This window comes from Bradyrhizobium sp. SZCCHNRI2009 (genome assembly GCF_032485115.1).
Lineage (GTDB): Bacteria > Pseudomonadota > Alphaproteobacteria > Rhizobiales > Xanthobacteraceae > Bradyrhizobium.
Genome location: NZ_JAUEUH010000001.1, coordinates 1232010 through 1253697 on the forward strand (window position 1 = coordinate 1232010; position 21688 = coordinate 1253697).

Annotated in this window: 21 protein-coding genes; 16 read left to right on the forward strand and 5 right to left on the reverse strand. The window is 66.9% G+C overall.

Annotation, left to right across the window (positions count from 1 at the left end):
* The first annotated feature begins 2 nt into the window (after nt 1-2).
* From QX041_RS05530 to dhaK, 8 genes are read left to right on the forward strand one after another with little or no spacing between them, the layout of a single operon-like run.
* Nucleotides 3-1115 (forward strand): ABC transporter ATP-binding protein, encoded by a 1113-nt coding sequence (locus tag QX041_RS05530; RefSeq protein WP_315827444.1) that lies wholly within the window; start codon nt 3-5, stop codon nt 1113-1115.
* On the forward strand, nt 1108-2118 hold the full coding sequence (locus QX041_RS05535; RefSeq protein ID WP_315712562.1) for an ABC transporter ATP-binding protein: 1011 nt from the start codon (nt 1108-1110) through the stop codon (nt 2116-2118). The genes QX041_RS05530 and QX041_RS05535 overlap by 8 nt, the downstream gene beginning before the upstream one ends.
* A 3-nt stretch (nt 2119-2121) precedes the next feature.
* Entirely contained in the window at nt 2122-2733 is a 612-nt protein-coding gene (gene dhaL, locus QX041_RS05540) for a dihydroxyacetone kinase subunit DhaL (RefSeq protein WP_315827445.1), read from the forward strand.
* The gene (gene dhaM / locus QX041_RS05545) at nt 2730-3128 is read left to right on the forward strand and encodes a dihydroxyacetone kinase phosphoryl donor subunit DhaM (protein ID WP_284416623.1); all 399 of its coding nucleotides are present in this window, start codon (nt 2730-2732) and stop codon (nt 3126-3128) included. Before dhaL ends, dhaM begins: the two co-directional genes overlap by 4 nt.
* A gap of 12 nt (nt 3129-3140) precedes the next feature.
* A complete protein-coding gene (locus QX041_RS05550) occupies nt 3141-3443 on the forward strand; it encodes an HPr family phosphocarrier protein (protein ID WP_315739286.1) in 303 nt (100 codons plus the stop codon).
* 2 nt (nt 3444-3445) lie between these two features.
* Nucleotides 3446-5065 (forward strand): phosphoenolpyruvate--protein phosphotransferase, encoded by a 1620-nt coding sequence (ptsP, locus tag QX041_RS05555; RefSeq protein ID WP_315749855.1) that lies wholly within the window; start codon nt 3446-3448, stop codon nt 5063-5065.
* Nucleotides 5062-5514 (forward strand): hypothetical protein, encoded by a 453-nt coding sequence (locus QX041_RS05560; RefSeq protein ID WP_315712557.1) that lies wholly within the window; start codon nt 5062-5064, stop codon nt 5512-5514. The genes ptsP and QX041_RS05560 overlap by 4 nt, the downstream gene beginning before the upstream one ends.
* Nucleotides 5511-6500 (forward strand): dihydroxyacetone kinase subunit DhaK, encoded by a 990-nt coding sequence (gene dhaK / locus QX041_RS05565; RefSeq protein WP_315749856.1) that lies wholly within the window; start codon nt 5511-5513, stop codon nt 6498-6500. Before QX041_RS05560 ends, dhaK begins: the two co-directional genes overlap by 4 nt.
* A 12-nt stretch (nt 6501-6512) precedes the next feature.
* Here dhaK and QX041_RS05570 read toward each other — a convergent pair whose 3' ends face one another.
* Nucleotides 6513-7289, reverse strand: coding sequence for a GntR family transcriptional regulator (locus QX041_RS05570; protein ID WP_316164648.1), 777 nt, complete (start codon nt 7287-7289; stop codon nt 6513-6515).
* A gap of 66 nt (nt 7290-7355) precedes the next feature.
* Here QX041_RS05570 and QX041_RS05575 point away from each other — a divergent pair, with 66 nt between their 5' ends.
* The 6 genes from QX041_RS05575 to QX041_RS05600 are packed head-to-tail and all read left to right on the forward strand — an operon-like array spanning nt 7356 to nt 14815.
* Complete coding sequence (locus tag QX041_RS05575; protein WP_316164649.1) at nt 7356-8675, forward strand: M20 family metallopeptidase; 1320 nt, start codon at nt 7356-7358, stop codon at nt 8673-8675.
* Nucleotides 8675-10225, forward strand: coding sequence for an ABC transporter substrate-binding protein (locus QX041_RS05580; protein ID WP_315712551.1), 1551 nt, complete (start codon nt 8675-8677; stop codon nt 10223-10225). The genes QX041_RS05575 and QX041_RS05580 overlap by 1 nt, the downstream gene beginning before the upstream one ends.
* A gap of 16 nt (nt 10226-10241) precedes the next feature.
* Nucleotides 10242-11189 carry an ABC transporter permease gene (locus QX041_RS05585; RefSeq protein ID WP_315712550.1) on the forward strand — a complete coding sequence of 316 codons (948 nt, stop codon included), beginning with the start codon at nt 10242-10244 and terminating at the stop codon, nt 11187-11189.
* Entirely contained in the window at nt 11182-12012 is an 831-nt protein-coding gene (locus QX041_RS05590; protein ID WP_316164650.1) for an ABC transporter permease, read from the forward strand. The genes QX041_RS05585 and QX041_RS05590 overlap by 8 nt, the downstream gene beginning before the upstream one ends.
* Nucleotides 12009-13583, forward strand: a complete 1575-nt coding sequence (gene nikE / locus QX041_RS05595; protein WP_316164651.1) for an ABC transporter ATP-binding protein — start codon at nt 12009-12011, stop codon at nt 13581-13583. Before QX041_RS05590 ends, nikE begins: the two co-directional genes overlap by 4 nt.
* A gap of 17 nt (nt 13584-13600) precedes the next feature.
* A complete protein-coding gene (locus tag QX041_RS05600) occupies nt 13601-14815 on the forward strand; it encodes a M20 family metallopeptidase (protein WP_315827452.1) in 1215 nt (404 codons plus the stop codon).
* A gap of 8 nt (nt 14816-14823) precedes the next feature.
* On the opposite strand, the gene QX041_RS05605 is transcribed toward QX041_RS05600, so the two are convergent.
* The 4 genes from QX041_RS05605 to QX041_RS05620 all read right to left on the reverse strand — a co-directional run bounded on the left by QX041_RS05605 (nt 14824) and on the right by QX041_RS05620 (nt 19822).
* Nucleotides 14824-15180, reverse strand: coding sequence for a carboxymuconolactone decarboxylase family protein (locus QX041_RS05605; protein ID WP_315712545.1), 357 nt, complete (start codon nt 15178-15180; stop codon nt 14824-14826).
* Nucleotides 15181-15188: 8 nt separating this feature from the next.
* Complete coding sequence (locus QX041_RS05610; RefSeq protein ID WP_316164652.1) at nt 15189-18410, reverse strand: efflux RND transporter permease subunit; 3222 nt, start codon at nt 18408-18410, stop codon at nt 15189-15191.
* A complete protein-coding gene (locus tag QX041_RS05615) occupies nt 18407-19396 on the reverse strand; it encodes an efflux RND transporter periplasmic adaptor subunit (RefSeq protein WP_315712542.1) in 990 nt (329 codons plus the stop codon). Before QX041_RS05615 ends, QX041_RS05610 begins: the two co-directional genes overlap by 4 nt.
* A gap of 126 nt (nt 19397-19522) precedes the next feature.
* Nucleotides 19523-19822, reverse strand: coding sequence for a metalloregulator ArsR/SmtB family transcription factor (locus tag QX041_RS05620; protein ID WP_315827472.1), 300 nt, complete (start codon nt 19820-19822; stop codon nt 19523-19525).
* Between the two features lie 120 nt (nt 19823-19942).
* Between QX041_RS05620 and QX041_RS05625 the strand changes: the two genes are divergently transcribed.
* Nucleotides 19943-21229: an FAD/NAD(P)-binding oxidoreductase gene (locus QX041_RS05625; protein ID WP_315712541.1), complete on the forward strand. Its 1287-nt coding sequence runs from the start codon at nt 19943-19945 to the stop codon at nt 21227-21229.
* Nucleotides 21226-21666: a thioredoxin TrxC gene (gene trxC, locus QX041_RS05630; protein WP_315712540.1), complete on the forward strand. Its 441-nt coding sequence runs from the start codon at nt 21226-21228 to the stop codon at nt 21664-21666. Before QX041_RS05625 ends, trxC begins: the two co-directional genes overlap by 4 nt.
* Nucleotides 21667-21688: the final 22 nt, after the last annotated feature.

Here is a 21688-nt window from a genome sequence, read left to right on the forward strand (position 1 = left end):
CCATGGCCGAGATCCGGATCGAGAATCTGTTCAAGGAGTTCGGCGGCTTTGCCGCCGTGCGCGGCACAAGCTTCACGATCGCCGACGGCGAGTTCTTCTGCCTGCTCGGTCCGTCCGGCTGCGGCAAGACCACGACGCTGCGCATGATTGCAGGCCTGGAGCTGCCGACCTCGGGGGCGATCAGGCTCGGCGGCGAGGACGTCACCTTCCGCCGCGCGCGCGAGCGCGACATCGCCATGGTGTTCCAGCTGTTCGCGCTCTACCCGCACATGAACGTGCGCCGGAACATCGCTTTTCCCCTGGTCTCGATGGGGGTGCCCAAGGGGGAGATCCGGCGGCGGGTCGAGGAAGCCGCGCGCATCCTGCGCATCGACCATCTGATCGACCGTCCGGTGAGCGGGTTGTCGAGCGGCGATCGCCAGCGCGTCGCGCTCGGCCGCGCCATCGTCCGGGAGCCGAAAGCGTTCTTGATGGATGAGCCGCTCGGCGCGCTCGATGCGGAGTTCCGTCACATCATGTGCGGCGAGCTGCGCGCCCTGCACGACCGGCTCAAGGCCACCACCGTGTTCGTGACTCACGACCAGCTCGAGGCGATGTCGATGGCCGACACGATCGCGGTGATGAATCGCGGCGTCGTGGAGCAGCTCGGAACGCCCCAGGAGATCTACGACCGTCCCGCCACCATGTTCGTCGCAGACTTCATCGGCTCGCCGGCGATGAACTTCATCCGCTTCGCGGGCAGGCTTGGCGCCGGCGCGAACTGCGTGCGGATCGACGGCGCCGAGATCGGCGTGCCCGAGCTGCGCGAGGATGCCGGGAGCGATGAGCTGATCCTCGGCGTGCGGCCGGAGCAGGTGGCGCTCAGCGCCGAAGGCGGGCTGCGCGGCGAGGTGTTCGGCACCGAATATCTCGGCACCACCCAGATCATCACCGTCACGACGTCTCATGGCATCGTCAAGGCGCGCGCGCCCGCGGCGGTCCGGGTGCAGCGTGCGGAGCCGGTCGGGCTCAGCTTCCGCGCCGACCGGCTGTCGCTGTTCGACGCCGCCACGGGCCGCGCGGTCCGCACCGCGCTGTATGAGCAGCCGGTGAGAGGAGGGCGCCATCATGGCTGAGACGCGGCTCAACGCCGTCAGCAAGTCGTTCGGTTCCAAGCCGGCGGTACGGGATTTGTCGCTGACCATCCGCGACGGCGAGCTCGTCGTGCTGCTCGGGCCGACCGGTGCCGGCAAGACCACGACATTGCGGCTCGTGGCCGGCCTCGAGATGCCGGATCGCGGCAGCGTCACCATCGGCGGTGTCGACCAGACGAAGGCGACGCCGGCCGCGCGTGACGTCACGTTCGTGTTCCAGCAATATTCTCTCTATCCGCATCTGTCGGTGTACGACAATCTGGCTTTCCCACTGCGCTCGCCGGTGCGCAAGATTGCGGAGGCTGAGATCAGGCGCATCGTCGGTGACGTCGCGGCGATGCTCCGGATCGAGGACAAGCTCGGCAACCGCGCTACTCAGCTCTCCGGCGGCCAGATGCAGCGCGTGGCGATCGGCCGCGCGCTGGTGCGCAGACCTGCGATCGCGTTGCTAGACGAGCCGCTGTCCTCGCTCGACGCCAAGCTGCGTTCCGAGCTGCGCATCGAGCTCAAGCGTATCCAGCAGGATCTCGGCGCCACCATGCTCTACGTCACCCACGACCAGATCGAGGCGATGACGCTCGCCAACCGTATCGGCGTGATCGAGCAGGGCCGGCTGGTGCAGGTCGGCAGCCCGCGGGAGGTCTATGAGGATCCGGCCAATACCTATGTGGCGACCCGGCTCGGCAGTCCCGGCATCAATCTGCTGCCGCGCGGGCTGTTTCCGGATCTTGCGGTGCCGGGCGACGTCGCGACGATCGGCGCGCGCACCGAGCACATGACGGTCCGGCGCGCCGAGAGCCGTGCCGACGCACGGGTGAAATGGATCGAGCATCTCGGCGATCAGAATCATCTGCATATCACGCTGCAGGACCAGACCATCGTCAGCCTGGTGGAGCCGGATACGGAATTGAAAGTCGGCGACTCCGTCGCTATCGAGTTCACCCGGCCGCTGCTGTTCGACCGGGCGGGCCAGCGGGTGAGATAGACAATGGACCAGGCGTTCAAGCGCAAGGTGATCGTGGCGATGGCCGATGCCATCATCGCCCATGCGGAGGAGCTGACCGCGCTCGACTCGGCGATCGGCGACGGCGATCACGGCCTCAACATGAAGCGCGGCTTCGAGGCCGTGCTCGCCGATGTGGACAATATCTCCGCCAAGCCTCTTCCCGAGGCGTTGAAGGCGGTCGGCATGGCGCTGGTGATGAAGGTCGGCGGTGCGTCCGGTCCGCTCTACGGCACGCTGGCGATGGGACTTGGCAAGGCGCTGCCATCAGAGCCCTCTGCCGCCGAAGCGGCGGCGGCGCTCGGTCGCGCCATCGCGGACGTCAGAGCGCGTGGCAAGTCGGAAGCCGGTCAGAAGACCATGCTCGACGTCTTGATCCCGGTGCAGGCAGCTTTTGCGGCCGGTGGCGACGATCTCAGTTCCCGGCTGCCCGCGATCGCCGCCGAGGCCGCCGACGCGACGGTGCCGATGCTGGCGATCCGCGGCCGCGCTTCGTTTCTCGGCGAGCGCTCGATCGGGCACATGGATCCCGGCGCGCGCTCGTCCAGCCTGCTGGTGCAGGCGATCTGCGGCGTATTCAATGAGGCCTGGACATGAGTGAGCAGAAGAATGTCGGCATCGTCATCGTGTCGCATTCCGCCAAGGTGGCGGAAGGCGCGGCCGACATGGTCCGGCAGATGGTCGGCGACAGCGTGCCGCTCGCGGCGGTCGGCGGCAATGCCGATGGCGGGCTCGGCACCGATGTCGGCGCCATCATGGGCGCGATCGACAAGGCATGGTCGGAGTCGGGCGTTGCGATCCTGGTCGATCTCGGCGGCGCCGAGACCAACAGCGAGATGGCGGTGGAGATGATGCCGGAGGAGCGGCGCGAGCGCATCGTGATCTGCAACGCGCCGCTGGTCGAAGGCGCCGTGATGGCGGCGACGGAAGCCTCCGGCGGCTCGCCGCTCGATGCGGTGCGCGCGACCGCCGAAGAGCTGATGGGCGGATGAGCAGGAACGACAATGGCTGACGGTGGAGAGATCGGCATGCAGGAAGCGAAGGCGCACGCGCTGCTGACCAACGAGGTCGGGCTGCATGCGCGGCCCTCGGTCAAGCTGACCCAGCTCGCCAAGCGCTTTGCGTCGACCATCGAAGTCGCGATCGCGGCCGACGGGCCCTGGACCGACGCCAAGAGCCCGGTGAAGATCATGCGCGTCAAGGCCGCCAAGGGCGAGACGCTGTTCCTGCGCGCCAATGGAACCGATGCCGAGGCCGCCATCGCCGCGCTGGTCGATCTGGTGAACCGCAAGTTCGACGAGGAGTGACGATGGAGCGGCGTATCTTCGGGCGGGCGGCGTCGGACGGGATGGCCATCGGGCCCGCGGCGATCCTGCATGCGCTGGAGGGCGCCAGCCGGACGAAAGGGGCGATCGCCGAGGAGCATGAAGCGCTCGCCGTAGCGGTCGCGCATGCGCGCGAGGCCGTGGCCGAGCTGATCGACAGGCTCGAGGGAGACGCGGCCGAGCTGATCGGCTTTCAGCTCGCGCTGCTCGAAGACGATGCGCTGACCGAGGCGGCTTACGTCCAGATCGAGGGCGGCGTCGCTGCGGATGCGGCCTGGCGTGCGGCGATGGCGGAGGAGATGGCGGGGTATGAGTCCGCTGAGGACGAATATTTCCGCGCCCGCGCCGGCGACCTCGCCGACATCCGGGATCGCGTGCTGCGACACTTGTTCGGCTTGCAGCAGAACGGCAAGTTGCCGAAGGGGGCGATCGTCGTTGCGCGTGATCTGGCGCCATCGGCTTTCCTCGCCATCGAGTGGACGAATGGAGGGGGCATCGCGCTCGGCGAGGGCAGCCCGACCAGCCATGTCGCGATGTTGGCGCGCAGCCGCGGCGTGCCGATGGTGGTCGGGCTCGGTCACGATTGGGACAAGCTGACAGGGGATTTGCTGGTCGATGGCGGTCGCGGTGTCGTCATTGCCGATCCCAGTGCGCAGCGTATCGCTGCCGCCCGGGCGGAGGATGCGACCGCCTCGCGCCGCAAGGCGGACGCGATCGCGCGCCAGCACGAACCGGCACTGACGCGCGACGGCACCCGCGTCTCGGTGCTCGTCAACATCTCCGGCCCTGCCGACATGACGCTGCTTCCGGCCGCAGCCTGCGACGGCATCGGCCTGGCACGCACCGAGTTTCTCACCGGCAACCTGCTTCACGACGAGGAGGCACAATATCACGCCTATGCCGAGCTCGTGCGCTGGGCCGAAGGCCGGCCGGTCACGATCCGCACGCTCGATGCCGGCGGCGACAAGCCGATTCCGGGCTACACGATCGATGGCGAGAGCAACCCGTTTCTCGGCCTTCGTGGCCTCCGTCTGTCCTTGCGTCACCCCGAGATCTTCCGCGTTCAACTGCGCGCGCTGGCTCGCGCCGCTGCGCTCGGACCGCTCAAGGTGATGCTGCCGATGGTGACCAATGCAGCGGAGCTGGACGTGGCGCGTCGCCATCTCCGCGCCGTGCTCGCCGACTTGGCCGCCGGCAACGTCGCGTTCGCCGCGCCGGCCTTCGGAATGATGGTCGAGGTGCCGGCTGCTGCGTTGGCAGCGCATGACTTCGCTGCGGACTTCTTCTCGATCGGCACCAATGACCTGACCCAATACGCGACCGCTGCTTCGCGTGACGGCGCCGAGGTCGCCGACTATGCTGACGTGCTGCATCCCGGGGTGCTGGCGATGATTGCCCATGTGGTGCGCGCTGGTCGCGCGCGGGGCGTGGAAGTCTCGATCTGCGGCGACGCCGCCGGTGATGTCAGAGCCATGCCGGCGCTGCTTGAGCTCGGTGTGCGCGCGCTGTCGGTCGCGCCGGGCCTGCTGCCGCTGGTGAAGGCGGCGATCCGCGAGCTTGACCTCGCCAAGGGCACGGAAAAGACCGCGGAAGAGGGCGCATGAGTGACCAGGATGCATCGGGGGCCGCGAGTCCGCTCGCCGAATACAAGGCGATCCTGCGCGCGGTGATCGACAGCCGTCCCTCCGGTACACGGCAGCGGCTGGCGGAGGCGATCGGCAAGAATCGCAGCTTCATCTCGCAGATCGTCAATCCGGCCTATGCGACGCCGATCCCGCTGCAGCATCTCGAGACCATCTTCCACATCTGTCACTTCTCGCCGCATGAGCAGCAGGCTTTTCTGACCGCCTACCGCGCCGCCCATCCGGGCCGGCTGGACGAGGTCGAGGCGCAGCGGCCGATGCGGCGCCTCGTGGTCGAGCTGCCGGACTTCGGCGACCCCGCGCTCAACGCCCATGCCGACCGCATCATCACCGGCGTCGCGCGCGGCATCACCGCGCTGATCTCAGCCAACGAAAACAACGACGACGCCGAACCGGGAGGGAAGCCATGAAGAAGCTGATCAACGCCGTTTCCGACGTGCTGACCGAGAGCCTGCAGGGTTTTGCCGCCGTGCATGGCGACATCGTCACGCTGGGCGAGGACAACAAGTTCGTTCGCCGCAAGAGCCTCAAACCGGGCAAGGTCGCGCTGATCTCCGGCGGCGGCTCCGGCCATGAGCCGCTCCACGCCGGCTTCGTCGGGCCGGGCATGCTCGATGCCGCCTGTCCGGGCCAGGTTTTCACCTCGCCGACGCCTGACCAGATGCTCGCGGCCGCGCAGGCCGTGGACACCGGCGCGGGCGCGCTGTTCATCGTCAAGAACTACGAAGGCGACGTGATGAATTTCGCGATGGCCGCGGAGATGATGGAGGGCAAGGTCGCGACCGTCATTACCGACGACGACGTCGCGGTCGAGACCTCGACCTATTCGACCGGCCGCCGCGGCGTTGCCGGCACGCTGATCGTGGAGAAGATGCTGGGTGCTGCGGCCGAGCAGGGCCGCGATCTCGACGCGCTGAAGGCGCTTGGTGACGACGTCAACAGGCGCACCCGCTCGATGGGCGTGGCGCTGACCTCATGCACGGTGCCGGCCGCGGGCAAGCCGACCTTCACGCTCGGCGAGGACGAGATGGAGATGGGGGTCGGCATCCATGGCGAGCCCGGCAGGCGCCGGGTCAAGCTGGCGTCCGCGGACGCCATCGCCGAGGAGATGATGGGCGCGATCCTGGCCGATCTTGCAGCGAAGCCCGGGACTCCGTGCCTGCTGCTGGTCAACGGCTTCGGGGCTACGCCAGCGATGGAGTTGTACGTGATGGCCAATGCGGCGCGGCGCATCTTGGAAGGGCGCGGGCTCGCCATCGCGCGCGGGCTGGTCGGCTCCTACGTCACCTCGCTCGACATGGCCGGCTGCTCGCTCACCGTGACCGCGCTCGATGATGCATCGCTGGGACTGTGGGACGCGCCGGTGCACACCGCGGCGCTGCGCTGGGGCTGCTGAAGCGATACGTGCTCAGCGGATCTCGTTCGAGTAGTAGTGTTGCGCCGTTGTGGCGCGGTGCTGGCTGAGGATCGCCAGCGCGCCGGTCTGGTCGTAGGCCTCCTCGTCGATCACCAGCACGGCGCTCGGAGAGGGCAGGCCGAGCAGCTTGCGGTCCTCCTTGGTGGCGACCTCCGCCGTCACCTTCTCGCGCACCGCGGCGATCCGGATGCCATAGGCCTCGAGCAGATGCCGGTAGATCAGGGCAGGGACCTTCTTCGGCTCGGCCGGAAATCCCGCCACGCGGCTCGCGACCATCGAGATCCGCGAATGCAGCACCGGCGCGCCAGCGACGCGGCGGATGCGATGAAGATGCAGCAGCGGCCCGCCCTCGGCCATCGCGAACAGCGCGGCTTCGCGTGACTCGGCGGCGCGTGTCGTCACCGACAGCACCTCGGCCTCCGAGTGCAGCAGGCTGCCGTCCGCGGCGAGCAGGCGGAAGTACTGGAAGAAGAAGCTGAGCCCATGCTGCGACGCGCGGCCCGTCACCACCGTGCCGGTCTTGCGCCGGCGCATCAGCATGCCGCCCGCGGTGAGATCGGCCAGCGCGCGGCGGATAGTGCCGACGGCGACGCCATATTGATTGGCGAGCGCGACCTCGCCGGGCAGCACTGTGCCGGGCGGCATGTCGCCGATCAGGATCGCCTCGGCGATCTGGCGCTTGACATGCTCGTAGAGCGGCACCGGCAGCGCGCCTGGACCCGCCCCCACCCCGTCTGCCGCTTTGCTGGCCACAGCTGCCTTTTTCATGGAATTGACAAACGCCGCGTCGTGAATTCTATTTCTATATAGAATATAGGATAGAGCTGGCGGCAAATGATTTCTGAGGGCATTCCAGCGGACCGGGGCGCGCGCAGCCTGGCCAGCGCTTTTGCCGCGATCGACGCCATGGCCGAGACGGCGGTCGAGGACCTGCGGAAGATGGTGGCGGTCGACACCAGCTTTCCTCCGGGGGCCGGCTACGATGCATTTGCCGACGTGATGGAGCAGCTCGCTGCCCCGCTGGCACTGGATAGCGAGCGCGTGATCGTTCCGGAGGACCTATGGCGCGCACCGGGCGCGCGCGGATCGCGGACGAATCTGATCGCACGGCGCCGCTCCGGCAGACCGGTGCTCGGGCTCTATTTCCATGTGGACACGGTACCGGCGGCGCCCGGCTGGGTCACCGATCCGCTGCAGCTGAGCCGCGACGGTGACCGTCTGATCGGACTCGGCGCGGCCGACATGAAGGGATCGATTGCGGCGGCGCTGCTCGCACTCCGCGGCGCGCAGCACACCGGATTGCCGCTGGCCTATGATCCGATGTTGCTGCTGTGCACGGACGAGGAGGCAGGGCTTTATCCCGGCGTGCGTTACCTTGCCGAGCAGGGCCGTCTCGAAGGGCATATTCTGAATTTCAACGGCAGCGCCATGCCGCGGATCTGGGCCGGCTGCTTCGGCCTGTTCACGCTCACGGTGCGGGTTCACGGCAAGGCAGCGCATGCCGGCGAGCAGCGCCGCGCCGGCGCCAACGCGATCGAGGCGGCGCTGCCGATCCTCAATGCGCTCGCGGCCCTCGAGCCGGTCATCGCGCAGCGGACGTCGGCGTTGCCGCCACCGCCGCAGGCGGCTGGACCGCTCGCCGCGAGCCTCGACATCTCAGCCATTCATGGCGGCCAATGCGGCGGACAGATCCCCTCGCTGGTCGAGATTCTCCTGTGCCGCCGATACACGCCCGAGGAGGACTTCGCCGCTGCACGCCGCGAGATCGAAGCGGCCGTCCGGCAGGCGGCCGGCACCCTCGACGTCGAGATCATCCTCACCGGCCATCTGATGCCGACATCCGATCCCGGCGGGCCGCATTGGTCGCGCTGGCAGCAGGCGCTGTCGGCCGGTTTCGGCTATGCCGCGGAAGACTTCGCTCGCTGGGGGGCGGCCGGCTGCTCCGATTTCGGCTGGGTGCAGCAGGCCACGGGCGTGCAGGAGGTGCTGCTCACGGGCCTCGGCAGGCCCGATAGCCGCATTCATGCGCCGGGCGAATCCACGACGCTCGCCGACATCGTCGCATTGGCGAAATCGGTGCTCGCCTATCTCGCAGCCGAGTTCCGTCCCGAACTCTGTCCCGAAGCCATCACGCCTGAAAAGGACTTCGCCTGATGCCGTCCGTGACCCGTCGTCATTTCCTTGCCGGCTCCGCGCTCGTGCTTGGTGCTCTGCCGCAAGTCTCTCTCTCGGCCGAGGCGCCGAAGCGCGGCGGCGTGTTGCGGATCTCGGTCGACCAGGGCGCGGCGGTCATTCATCCGCTGCTCGCGCGTGTCAATCCGGAATACCTCATCACCGAGCTGCTCTATTCCAACTTGACCCGGTTGAAGCCGGACATGTCGGTCGAGCCGGACCTCGCCTTGTCGTGGCAGGCCGGCGCGGGGCTCACCGAGTGGACGTTCAGGCTGCGGCCCAATCTCAGCTTCCACGACGGCTCGCCGCTGACGGCGGAGGATGTCGTCGCGACCTTCAAGGCGATCCTCGATCCGAAGACCGCATCACCGGCGCGCACCAATGTCGGCCCGATCAAGGATGTCGCTGCCGTCGATGCGTCGACCGTGCGGTTCACGTTGTCGGTTGCCTTTGCCGATTTTCCGGTCGCGCTCGCCTACAACAATGCGCGCATCGTGCCTGCGAAAGTCGTTGCTGCCGATCTCGCCAGCCTCGCCACAAAGGCGAATGGTTCAGGGCCGTTCAAGCTCGTGTCCTATGAGCCGGACCGCAAGATCGTCGTCGAGCGCAACCCGGCGTATTACGATCCGGCGCGGCCTTTGCTCGATCGCGTCGAGATTCTCGTCTATCCCGACCGCACCGCCGAAGCATCGGCTCTGATTTCGGGCGACATCGATCTCATGTTGTCGACCACGCCCGGCGAATATGAGCGGCTCGGCAAGGCCAGCGGCGTCAAGGCGGTGCGGGTCCCCTCGGGGCAGTTTCTGAACGTCAACATGGGCTGCGATCAGAAGCCGTTCAACGACGTTCGCGTGCGCCAGGCGCTGGCGCTGACCATCGATCGCGAGGCCATGGCCGGCTTCGTGGCCGGCGGCTACGGCACGCCCGGCAACGACACGCCGCTGAGCCCCGCCTACCGGTTCTATCAGGACAGCAAGCTGAAGAAGCCCGACATCGCGAAAGCCAGGCAATTGCTCGCCGATGCCGGCTATCCCTCCGGCATCGACCTGACGATGGTGGCATCCGACAAACCGGACACGCGCACGCAGCTCGGCGTTGCGATCCGTGAGATGGCGGCACCGGCCGGCTTCCGCATCAACGTTCAGACGATGCCGCACGCGACCTATCTCGACCAGGTCTGGAAGAAGGGCAATTTCTACGTCGGATTCTACAACATGCAATCGACCGCCGACGCGATCTTCAAGCTGCTCTACACCTCGGATGCCGCCTGGAACGAGACACGCTGGAACAATGCGCGCTTCGACGAGATCGTCAATGCGGCGCGTAGCGAGACCGACGATGCCAATCGCGCCGCGCTCTATGCGCGGGCCCAGACGATGATGAGCGAGGAGGTGCCGTCGGTCATTCCGGTCTTCTTCGACATCCTGGCGGCGCAGCGCGCCTATGTGGAAGGATACCAGCTGCATCCGCGCGGATCGGTGTTTCGGCTCGATCTCGTCTCGCTCGGCGCAGGCGCGCCCAGGCGCAGCTGAGGCGGGGATCCGAGCGGTGTCATTCGCCTGGCTGCTGCGGCGGCTGCTCCTGATGGTCTATACGGTCGTCGTCGTCAGTGTGCTGGTGTTCGCCATCACACAGGCGCTGCCGGCTGACGCAGCGCAGACGCTGCTTGGCGAGAACGCTTCGCCGGAGGCGCTGGCCGCAATTCGCAGCCGGCTCGGGCTCGACGACCCGGTCTGGCTGCAATTCACGCATTGGGTCGCGCACGCGGCCATCGGCAATTTCGGTGTCTCCATGCGCACCGGCCTGCCGGTCGCGCCGGAGATGCTGACGGCGCTGTCGCGCTCGCTGCTGCTGGCAGCGGGCGCACTCGTCGTCACCCTCCTGATCGCGGTCCCGCTCGGAATCTTCGCGGCGCTCCGCAAGGGGCGGCCGGCGGATACGGCCACCAGCGTGGTCGCCTATCTCGGGGTCTCCCTGCCGGAGTTCGTCACGGCAACCGTGCTCGCGCTGCTGCTGACCGACATTCTGCCATGGCTGCCGGCGACCGGCTACGTGTCGCCGCTGGAGGATGCCGGGCCGGCGCTGCGCCATCTGATCCTTCCGGTCCTGACCGTCTCGGTCATTCTCGTCGCGCATGTGATGCGCATGATGCGTTCGGAGACGCTGGACGTGCTGCAGTCCGACTACGTCCGCGCGGCGCGGCTGAAAGGCCTGCCCGAGCGGACGGTGCTGGTGCGGCATGTGATGCGCAACGCGCTGCTGCCGGTCATCACCATCGTCGCGCTCGACGTCGGCTATCTCCTGGGCGGCATCATCGTCATCGAGGAGATTTTCGCCATTCCCGGCATCGGCCGGGCATTGATGATCGCCATCACCACCCGCGATCTGCCGTCGATCCAGGCCGGCGCGATGATCATGGCGGTCACCTATGCGATCACCAACACGCTGGCGGATGTCGTCTACGCGCTGCTCGACAGGCGGATCAGCTATGACTGAGCTGCTCGGCAGGATGATCCGCAAGCCGCAGGGGGCGATCAGCGTGATGCTGCTCGTTGCCCTCGCCATCGTCTGCATCCTCGGCCCGTGGCTCGCGCCCTATGGGCCGGAGAAGATGGATTTTCTCGGCCGTTTCCGCCCGCCGGGATGGCAGAACTGGCTGGGCGCCGATCAGTTCGGCCGCGACGTGCTGAGCCGGCTGCTGTCCGGCGCGCGCGCCACCGTTCCGATGGCGCTCGCGGCGACGCTCGCCGGCAGCGCGATGGGCGCCGTGATCGGCGTCGCATCGGCCTATCTCGGTGGCAAGGCCGACGAATTCATCATGCGCACCAACGATGCTGTGATGGCCATTCCCGGTCTCCTCATGGCGCTGCTGCTGGTCAGCACGCTCGGAAATGGGGCTTTCAACGCGGTGATCGCGATTGCCTTTGCGTTCGCGCCGGGCATGGCACGGGTCACGCGCTCCGTGGCGCTTGCTGTGCGCAGTCAGGACTACGTCAAGGCCGCCATCGCGCGCGGCGAAGCGGCATCGCAGATCATTTTCCGCGAGATGCTTCCGAACGTGATGGGCCCGATCATCATCGAGGCCACCATCCGGGTGTCATTTGCGGTGATGCTGTTCGCGACGCTCAGCTTCCTCGGCCTGGGTGCACAGCCGCCGGCATCGGAATGGGGCCTGATGGTGGCCGATGCGCGCCAATACATGCACCGGGCGCCATGGATCCTCATCGCGCCCTCGGCCGCGATCGCGCTGTCGGCGATCGCCTTCAATCTCGTCGGCGATGCCCTGCGCGACGCGCTGAATCCGAGGGACGATCGATGAAGCCGGCGCTCGCCATCACTGGTTACGGGCTGGACTACGTCACCCCGGCGGGCGCTGTGGAGGTGCTGCGTGACGTGTCGCTCGAGATCGCGCCCGGCGAGGTGCTCGGCCTCGTCGGCGAATCCGGCTCCGGTAAGAGCTCGCTGGCTTGGGCGTTGATGCGGCATCTGCCGGCCAATGCCCGCGAGGTCTCGGGCTCCCTGTGTCTGGGTGACCTCGACCTGCGGTCCCTCAGCCTGAAGCGACTGACCGCGGTCCGTGGCCGCCGCATCGGCATGGTGTTCCAGGATCCGTCGACCGCGCTCAATCCGACATTGACCATCGGCCGCCAGATCACCGAGGCGCTGATGCGTCATCGCGATCTGAATGCGCGGGCCGCCAGGAACCTCGCGATCGAATTGCTCGGCCATGTCGAGCTGCGCGACCCCGTGGCGGTGCTGCGGCGCTATCCGCACGAGATCTCCGGCGGCGAGAAGCAGCGGGTAGTCATCGCGACGGCCTTTGGGTGCCGGCCCGATGTCATCCTGTTCGATGAGCCTACGACGGCGCTCGACGTCATCACCGGCGCCCGCATCATCGAGCTGTTTGCGCGGTTGCGTGCGGAGACGGGCGTCGCTGCGCTCTACATCTCGCACGATCTCGCGATGATGACCCGGGTCGCCGATCGTGTCGCGGTGATCCGGCACGGCCGCATCGTCGAGCAGGCGCCCGCGTCTGATATCTTCAGGACGCCGCAGCACGCCTACACCAAGGCGCTCATCGCCGCCGTGCCGCGTCCGGAGCGGCGGCTCGTGAACGATCAGCCGGGCGCGGCCCTGGTACTGGACGCACGCGGCATCGAAGTCCATTACGGCAGGGGCGGGCTGTTCCGTGCGGCTCCGTCACCGGCGACCAGGGCCGTCGATGTCCGCGTCCGTGCCGGCGAAATCGTCGGCCTCGTCGGTGAATCCGGCTCGGGGAAGTCATCCGTCGCTCGCGCCCTCACCGGGCTTGCCCGCTTCGACGGCACGATCAGCTTCGACGGCCGAACGTTGCGCAGGGCCGGTGACATGAACCGTGCCTATCGGCGCGATGTCCAAATCGTGTTCCAGCACCCGGATTCCTCGCTCAATCCGCGCCATCGGATCGGTGAGATCCTGTCGCGCCCCTTGAAGCTCTATGGCGGCGACGTCGCCGCCGTGCCGCGCCTGCTCGAACAGGTCCGGCTGCCGGCGTCGTATGCCATGCGCTGGCCGCACCAGCTCTCGGGTGGCGAGAAGCAGCGCGTCGCGATCGCGCGTGCTTTTGCGGCGCGGCCGCGCCTGGTGATCTGCGACGAGATCACGGCGCCGCTCGACGTCTCGGTCCAGGCCCAGATCATCGAGCTGCTGCTGGCTTTGCGCGCCCAGACGGGTGCGGCCTATCTCTTCATCACCCACGATCTCAACCTGATCAGGCAGATCGCGCACCGCATCGTCGTGATGCGCCACGGCCGGCTGATCGACAGCCGTGCCGTCGATGCCTTCGGCGCAGACGACGTTCACCCTTACACCTGCGAGCTGATGGCGGCCTCGCCAGCGCCCGTTGGCTGACCGCAAGGATTGCCCCCATGGATCGCAACGACCTGCTCGCCCGCATCGACATTCCAGCTTCGCTCGCGCTGCTGTCGCGCATGGTTCAGCACAAGAGCTATTCGAAGACCGAGGGCGAGAAGCAGCTCGCGACCTTCATGGCTGAACAGATGAGCGCGATCGGCCTGGATGCCGCGGTCGCCCCGTTCGGGGCCGAGGGCCGTGTCAACGCGGTCGGCCGCTGGCACGGCACCGGCGGCGGCAAGAGCCTGCTCTTCAACGGCCATGTCGATACAAATCCGGTGACCGAGGGCTGGACCCTCGATCCCTGGGCGGGGAAGGTGGACGACGACTTCGTCTACGGAATCGGCGTGTCAAACATGAAGGCCGGCGACGCCGCCTATTTCTGCGCGGTCAAGACGCTGATCGAGGCCGGCGTCAGGCTGAGGGGTGATGTCGTTCTGACCTATGTGGTCGGCGAGCTGCAAGGCGGAGTCGGCACCTATTCGTTGCTGGAGCAGGGGCTGCGCGCGGACTATTTCATCAATTCCGAGCCAACCGACCTCAAGGCGATGACGATGCATGCCGCGGCATTCATGTTCATCATCGAGCTCGTCGGCAACACGCGGCATCTGTCGAAGCGCGAGGAGGCGGTGGACGCCATCACCGCCGCCTGCGATCTCATTCCGCGCCTCAATGCGATGCGGTTCTCCGGCGCGCGTTCGCCGGCACATGAGGCCATCAATCGCGTCCATGTCGGCGTCGTGCACGGCGCGCTCGGTCGTGAGTTGCACGAATGGCGGACGCCGCAGGTCGCGGATTTCGTCCGCATCAAGGGCTCCGGTCGTTACGCTCCTGGGCAGACCGAGCAGGGCGCGCTCGCGGACATGCGGCGCGAGCTCGATGCGCTGGAGGGGCGTTTTCCCGGCCTGAAGGCCCATCTGATGTCGGAGGACCGCGCCGGCGTGCCGACCATGCCGCCGTTCGAGGTCGCACCGGACAGCCCGATCGTCCGTGCCGTCAACAATGCCTATCGTGTCGTGCGCGGCGCCGCCCAGCCGACAGGCCCGGTGACGCCGAGCTGCTTCTATGGCACCGATGCCGGCCATCTTTATACCTATGGCGGCATGGAGGGCATCGTCTGCGGACCGGGCGGCCGCTACAACACGATGCCGGACGAGCGCGTCGACATTCCCGACTATCTCGACATGATCCGCATCTACATGCTGGCCATTCTCGATATCTGCGGCTGAACCCGCGCTCAGGCGGCGGCTGCCTGTTGCTGGAATTGCTCGAACGCCGCAATCGCATCGGCGGCATACATCAACGACGGTCCGCCGCCCATGTAGATCGCCATGCCGAGCGTCTCCTCGACCTCCTGCCGGCTTGCACCGAGACGGACGAGCGCCTCCGCGTGAAAGCCGATGCAGCCGTCGCACCGAACGGCAACCCCGATCGCCAGCGCGATCAGCTCCTTGGTCTTCTTGTCGAGCGCGCCATCAGCGGCGGCGGCCCTCGCCAGTGCAGAGAAGCCCTGCATGACGTCTGGAATGTCCTTGCGCAGCGTCTTCAGGTTACCCGAGATGTCCTTGCAGATCTCGCTGTACAGTTTGGTCATGATAGCTCCTACGACATCTTCGTGGTGGGTTTGCCGGGCTCGCGCAATGCGATGTAGATCGCGGGGATCACGAGTACGGTGAGCAGGGTGGAGGAGGCCAGACCGAACAGCAGCGAGATCGCCAGCCCCTGGAAGATCGGGTCGAGCAGGATCGTCGCAGCACCGATCATCGCCGCGAGCGCCGTCAGCAGGATCGGCTTGAAGCGCACGGCGCCGGCCTCCAACACGACGTCGCGCAGGGTCTTACCCTCGCCGCCGCTGTGCCGGATGAAGTCGACCAGCAGTATCGAGTTGCGGACGATGATGCCGGCCAGAGCAATGAAGCCGATCATCGACGTCGCCGTGAACGGCGCGCCCAGCAACCAGTGGCCGAGCAGGATGCCGATCAGGGTCAGCGGGATCGGCGTCAGGATCACCAGCGGCAGCCGGAAGCTCTTGAACTGCGCCACGACCAGAACGTAGATGCCGAGGATGGCCGCGCCGAATGCGGCGCCCATGTCGCGGAAGGTCACGTAGGTGATCTCCCATTCGCCATCCCACAGCAGCGTCGGACGGGACTCGTCCTTGGGCTGGCCGTGGAAGCCGATCACGGGCTTCGGCAGCTTGCCCCAGTCATGGGCGTCGATCCGGTCGGCGACCGCGAGCATGCCGTAGAGCGGGGCCTCGAAGCGGCCGGCGAGTTCTGCCATCACCATGTCGGCAAAGCGGCCGTCGCGGCGGAAGATCATCGGCGACCCCTCTTCCATCGTGGCCTTCACGACTTGGCCGAGTTCGACGACGGTCTTGCTGCCGGGCACCGTGTTGGCGGGCACCGGCGTCGATGCCAGGGCCTGGCTCCAGCTCTTGTCGTGCTTCGGCAGACGCACGGCGATCTCGATCGGATTGCGGTCTTCGCCGCGATGCGAGTAGCCGACCGAGACGCCGCCGAACAGCGTCTGGATCGTGTCGTAGACGTCGCGCTGCTCGACACCGAAGAATTCGAGACTGTCCTGGTCGATCGACAGTCGCAGCCGCGGTCGGCGCTGACCGATGGAATCGTCGATGTCGACGATGAAGGGAACGTCGGCGAAGACCTTCTTGAGTTCGGTGGTGACGGCGCGCCGGGTCGCCGCGTCCGGACCGTAGATCTCCGCCAGCAGGGTGGCGAGCACCGGAGGCCCGGGCGGCACTTCGACCACCTTGATGCTGGTGCCGGCCGGCACAGGGATGCTCTTCAGCCGCTGGCGCAGCTCGAGCGCGATGTCGTGGCTCGCGCGCTTGCGGTCGCCGCGCGCGGCGAGATTGACCTGGAGCTCGCCGAGCTCGGGCCGCTCCCGCAGATAGTAGTGCCTCACGAGACCGTTGAAGTTGAACGGGGCCGCCGTGCCGGCATAGCTCTGCACGGTCGTGATCTCCGGCAGCCCATGCGCAATGTCGGCGGCCGCGAACAGCGTGCGCTCGGTATCCTCCAGGCTCGCGCCTTCGGGCAGATCGACCATCACCGCGATCTCCGACTTGTTGTCGAACGGCAATAGCTTGACGGTGACGGACTTGGTGGCGAACAGCGTCATCGACAGCAAGGTGGCGATGCCGACGCCGAGCAGGAAGATCCAGGCGGAGCGCTTGCTGGCGACGATCGGGCGCGCGACGCTGCGGTAGATGCGTCCGAGACGGCCTTCGCCATGCGCGTCGTGAGAATCCGCCGAGGCGCTGGTCGACCTCGGCGCCAGCCGCAGCATCAGCCACGGCGCCACCACCATGGCGACGAAGAACGAGAACAGCATCGCCGCCGAGGCGTTGGCCGGGATCGGCGCCATGTAGGGGCCCATCAGTCCCGACACGAACAGCATCGGCAGCAGGGCGGCGACCACGGTCAAGGTCGCGACAACGGTGGGGTTGCCGACTTCGGCGACCGCCTCGATGGTGGCCTGCAGGCGCGGCCGGCCGTCATGCATGCCCCAATGGCGCGCGATATTCTCGACCACGACGATGGCGTCGTCGACCAGGATGCCGATCGAGAAGATCAGGGCAAACAGGCTGACCCGGTTGATCGTGTAGCCCATCAGATTGGCGGCGAACATCGTCAGCAGGATCGTGGTCGGAATCACCACGAAGGTGACGAGGGCTTCGCGCCAGCCAATGGCGACCGCAATCAGCACGACGATCGAGATCGTAGCGAGGCCGAGATGGAACAGCAGCTCGTTGGCCTTCTCGTTGGCGGTCTCGCCGTAGTCGCGCGTTACCGTGACTGCGACGTCGCTCGGAATGAGACTGGCCTTCAGCCCTTCGAGGCGCTGCGCGATGTCGTGAGACACCACCACGGCATTGGCGCCGGCGCGCTTGGCGAGCGCGAGGCTCACCGCCGGCACCCGGTGCCAGTCGCCCTTGTCGGTGCGGGCGTCATCCCAGACGCGATGCTCTGCGAGGTTGGGGCCGATGACGACGGTAGCGACGTCGCGCACATAGACGGGACGGCCGTCGCGCGTCGAGATCAGCAGCAGGCCGATGTCCGGGATGCCCGTGAGCGTCTGGCCCGCGGCGACGTTGCGCACGATACCGCCGTCGCGAACGTCTCCGGCCAGGAACGAGCGGTTCGCGTCCTTCACCTTGGCGACGAGCTGCTGCAGAGTCACGCCGAACAGCGACAGCTTTTCCGGATCGGGCTCGACCCGGATCTGCTGGGCGCCGCCGCCGGAGATATAGGTCAGGCCGATATTGTCGACCTTGGTCAGCTCCGCACGCAGCTTGTCGGCGAGCTCGTAGAGGTCCTTGTCCGACCAGCGCCCGGCGGCTTCCGGCTTCGGCGACAGCGTCAGCACGGTGACGGCGACGTCGTTGATGCCGCGGCCGACGATCAGCGGCTCGGGAATGCCGACGGGGATGCGGTCGAGGTTGGCGCGTAGCTTCTCGTGGACGCGCAGGATCGCGTCCTCGAACTTGGTCCCCACCAGGAACCGCGCGGTGACCATGACACGGTCGTCCTCGGTCTGGCTGTAGACGTGTTCGACGCCATCGATCGCCTTGACGATGGTCTCCAGCGGCTTGGTCACGAGCTCGACGCCGTCGGGCGCACGCAGGCCGTCGGCGCTGACGCGGATGTCGACCATCGGCACGCTGATCTGCGGCTCTTCCTCGCGCGGGATCACGACGACGGCGATGAGGCCGACCACGAGCGCCGCGAGCAGGAACAGCGGCGTCAGCGGCGAGGCGATGGTCGCCTGGGTAAGCTTGCCTGAGAGTCCGAGTTTCACGGCTGCACCAACTGGTCGCCGGCGCGCAGGCCGGACAGGATTTCGAGTCCATCGGGGAGATCGGCGCTCGGTAGAGCGCGGCCGCGCTGCACCGGAACGCTCACCTTCTGCGTCCCTTGCTGCAACTGGACATAATCGATGCCGAACCGTGTTGTGACGTAGCGCTGCGGGATCACGTAGGCATCGCGTTGGCCGCCGGAGATCCAGACCCGGAGCCGGTCGCCGACGAAATACTGGCCGAGACCGGAGACGATCGCGTCGGCCACGACTCGGCCTTCCTCGATCTGCGGATAGACCAGGTCGATCACCCCCCATTTGTCGGCGCTGTCGCCGAACTCGGCACCGTCGACCCGGACCTTGTCGCCGGCCTTGAGAAAGAGAGCGTGGCGCTCGGGCACCCGCAGTCGCAGCTTGAAGTTCTGCTGCGCCACCGTGACCACGGGATCGCCGGGCAGAACCACAGATCCGACGGCAACCAGCTTCTTCAACACGCGGCCGTCATCGGGAGCCAGCACCTGGCCCTCAGTCATCTGCTGGTTGACCACGGCACGCTCGGCGGTCTTGGCCCGCAGCCCGTTCTCGGCGACGTTCAGCGCCGTGCGCGTCTCGTCGAGCTTGATGCGGGGCAGGGTGCCGCGCTCGACGAGGCCCTCGGTGCGGGTGAAGTCGATCTGCGCCTGGTTCGCTTGCGCCTGCAGCGCCTCGATCTGGGCGTCGAGCGATTTGATCTGCAGGGCCAGTTTGTCGTCGCCGATCAAGGCGATGGGCTGGCCGCGCCTGACCGGGTCGCCTTCGCGCACCGAAAGCTGCACGATGGTGCCGCCGATGCGGCCGCGGGCAGGGACCACGCTGATGCTCTCCACCGTCGCGAACACCGCCTTCTCGTCGGCGACCTGCCGCGGCGCCACCGTCAGCGTCTCCGCAAGGGCCGGCGCTGCCTGCCACGCCATCGCGGCGATCAAGCTCAGGACCGATAATCTGCGCATCAGCCTATTCCTGTCTGGTTTGATTCGATTTGTGGGGTTCGGGCGAGCCGTCCGCAGCCGGCTGCAGACATCTCACCTGGATGGGAGTTCCCGTTTGATATCGGTCAAGATGCCGGTCCGGCATCCTTATAGTCTCGGTGACGGTCTCGGCCCGCAGTACACCTGATAGAGCGTCTTGAGGACCTCGCGGGCCGGATCGCTTGTGATCGAATAGTAGATCGTCTGCCCCTCGCGCCTGGCGGTGACCAGGCCGTCCTTGCGCAGGAGCGCCAGGTGCTGCGACACGGTCGAATCGCGCAGGCCGAGAAACTCGGCGAGTTCTCCGACCGACCGCTCGTCGTCGACCAGCTGGCAGATGATCAGGAGGCGATGGCGGTTCGACAGCGCCTTCAGCAGGTCGCTGGCCTGGTCCGCCGCCGCCTCCATGATGTCAGCGTTAATTTTCATAGTTGCGTATATACAGATATTCGAATATATAGTCAAGGCCGGCGGCGGCGCCGCGGTGACATGAAGCAAGAATGAATCAAGTGCGGATGGAGGATCCCAATGGCGGAAATCGTGGTGATCGGGGCGGGGCTGAGCGGCTCGCTGATGGCTTATGAAATGTTGCCGCAACTGAGGAAGGAGGATCGCGTGACCGTCGTCTCGCAGGGCTCCTCCTATCATTTCGTGCCATCCAACCCCTGGGTGGCCGTGGGCTGGCGCAAGCGCGACGAGATCGAGATCGATCTGGTCGACGTCATGCAGCGCAAGGGCATCCGGCTGCTGACGCAGGGCGCCAAGCGCGTGCATCCGGCCGAGAACCAGGTCGAGCTGACGGACGGCGGCATGGTGGCATACGATTATCTCGTCGTCGCCACCGGTCCCGAACTCGCCTTCGACGAAATCCCGGGGCTTGGACCCGATGGGCATACGCAATCCGTGTGCCACGTCGACCACGCCGCTCATGCCAAGGCGGCCTTTGACAGGCTCGCCGAGAAACCCGGGCCGGTGATCGTCGGTGCGGTACAGGGCGCTTCATGCTTCGGCCCCGCTTACGAATTCCTGTTCATCCTGGAAACCGAGCTGCGCCGGCGCAAGATGCGCGATCAGGTGCCGATGACCTTCGTGACCTCCGAGCCCTATATCGGCCATCTCGGCCTCGACGGCGTCGGCGACACCAAGGGTCTGCTGGAAAGCGAGATGCGCGAAAAGCACATCAAGTGGATCACCAGCGCGCGCGTCACCAAGGTCGAGGATGGCCGCATGTTCGTGGAGGAGGTCGCCGACGACGGCACCGTCCGCAAGACGCACGAGCTACCGTTTGCCTATTCGATGATGCTGCCCGCCTTTCGCGGCGTGGGAGCCGTCCGCGGCATCGACAAGCTCACCAATCCCCGCGGCTTCGTCGTCGTGGACAAGCATCAGCGTAATCCGACCTTCCCCAACGTGTTTGCCATCGGCGTCTGCGTTGCGATTCCGCCGATCGGGCCGACGCCGGTGCCGGTCGGCGTGCCCAAGACCGGCTTCATGATCGAATCGATGGTGACGGCGACGGCCTTGAACATCGGGGCGCTGCTGCGCGGCCAGGAGCCAAAGGCCGAGCCGACCTGGAACGCGATCTGTCTTGCCGATTTCGGCGATTCCGGCGTCGCCTTCCTGGCCCAGCCGCAGATCCCGCCGCGCAACGTCAACTGGTCGTCGAAGGGAGAGTGGGTGCACTATGCCAAGGTCGCCTTCGAGAAGTACTTCCTGCGCAAGATGAGGCGCGGGACGCCCGAGCCGTTCTACGAAAAGTTCCTGCTCGACCGGCTCAACATCGCCAAGATCAAGGAAGTCAGGACCGGCACATGAGCAACGGTTTGCAGATCGTGTGCGGCCATTGCGGGCAGATCAACCGTCTGCCCGCGGACCGGGCGCCGACGCAGGGGAAATGCGGCAAGTGTCATACGCCGCTGTTCAGCGGCCATCCGATCGAGGTCGACCAGGCCGCGTTCGAACGCCATGTCGCGCATAGCAGTCTGCCGCTGCTCGTCGACGTCTGGGCGCCATGGTGCGGCCCGTGCCGCGCGATGGCGCCGATGTTCGCGCGCGCTGCGCAAGAGCTGGAGCCGCGTGTGCAGCTTCTGAAGCTGAACTCGGACGAGGCGCCGGAGGTGTCGGCGCGGCTCGGCATCTCCGGAATTCCGACCATGCTGCTGCTGCAGCAGGGGCGGGAGCTGGCGCGAATCTCGGGTGCGATGGACTCGCAACGAATCGTCGCCTGGACACTGTCCGGCTTGCGGCAGTAGCCGTACGGCCGGGCCGGCACTT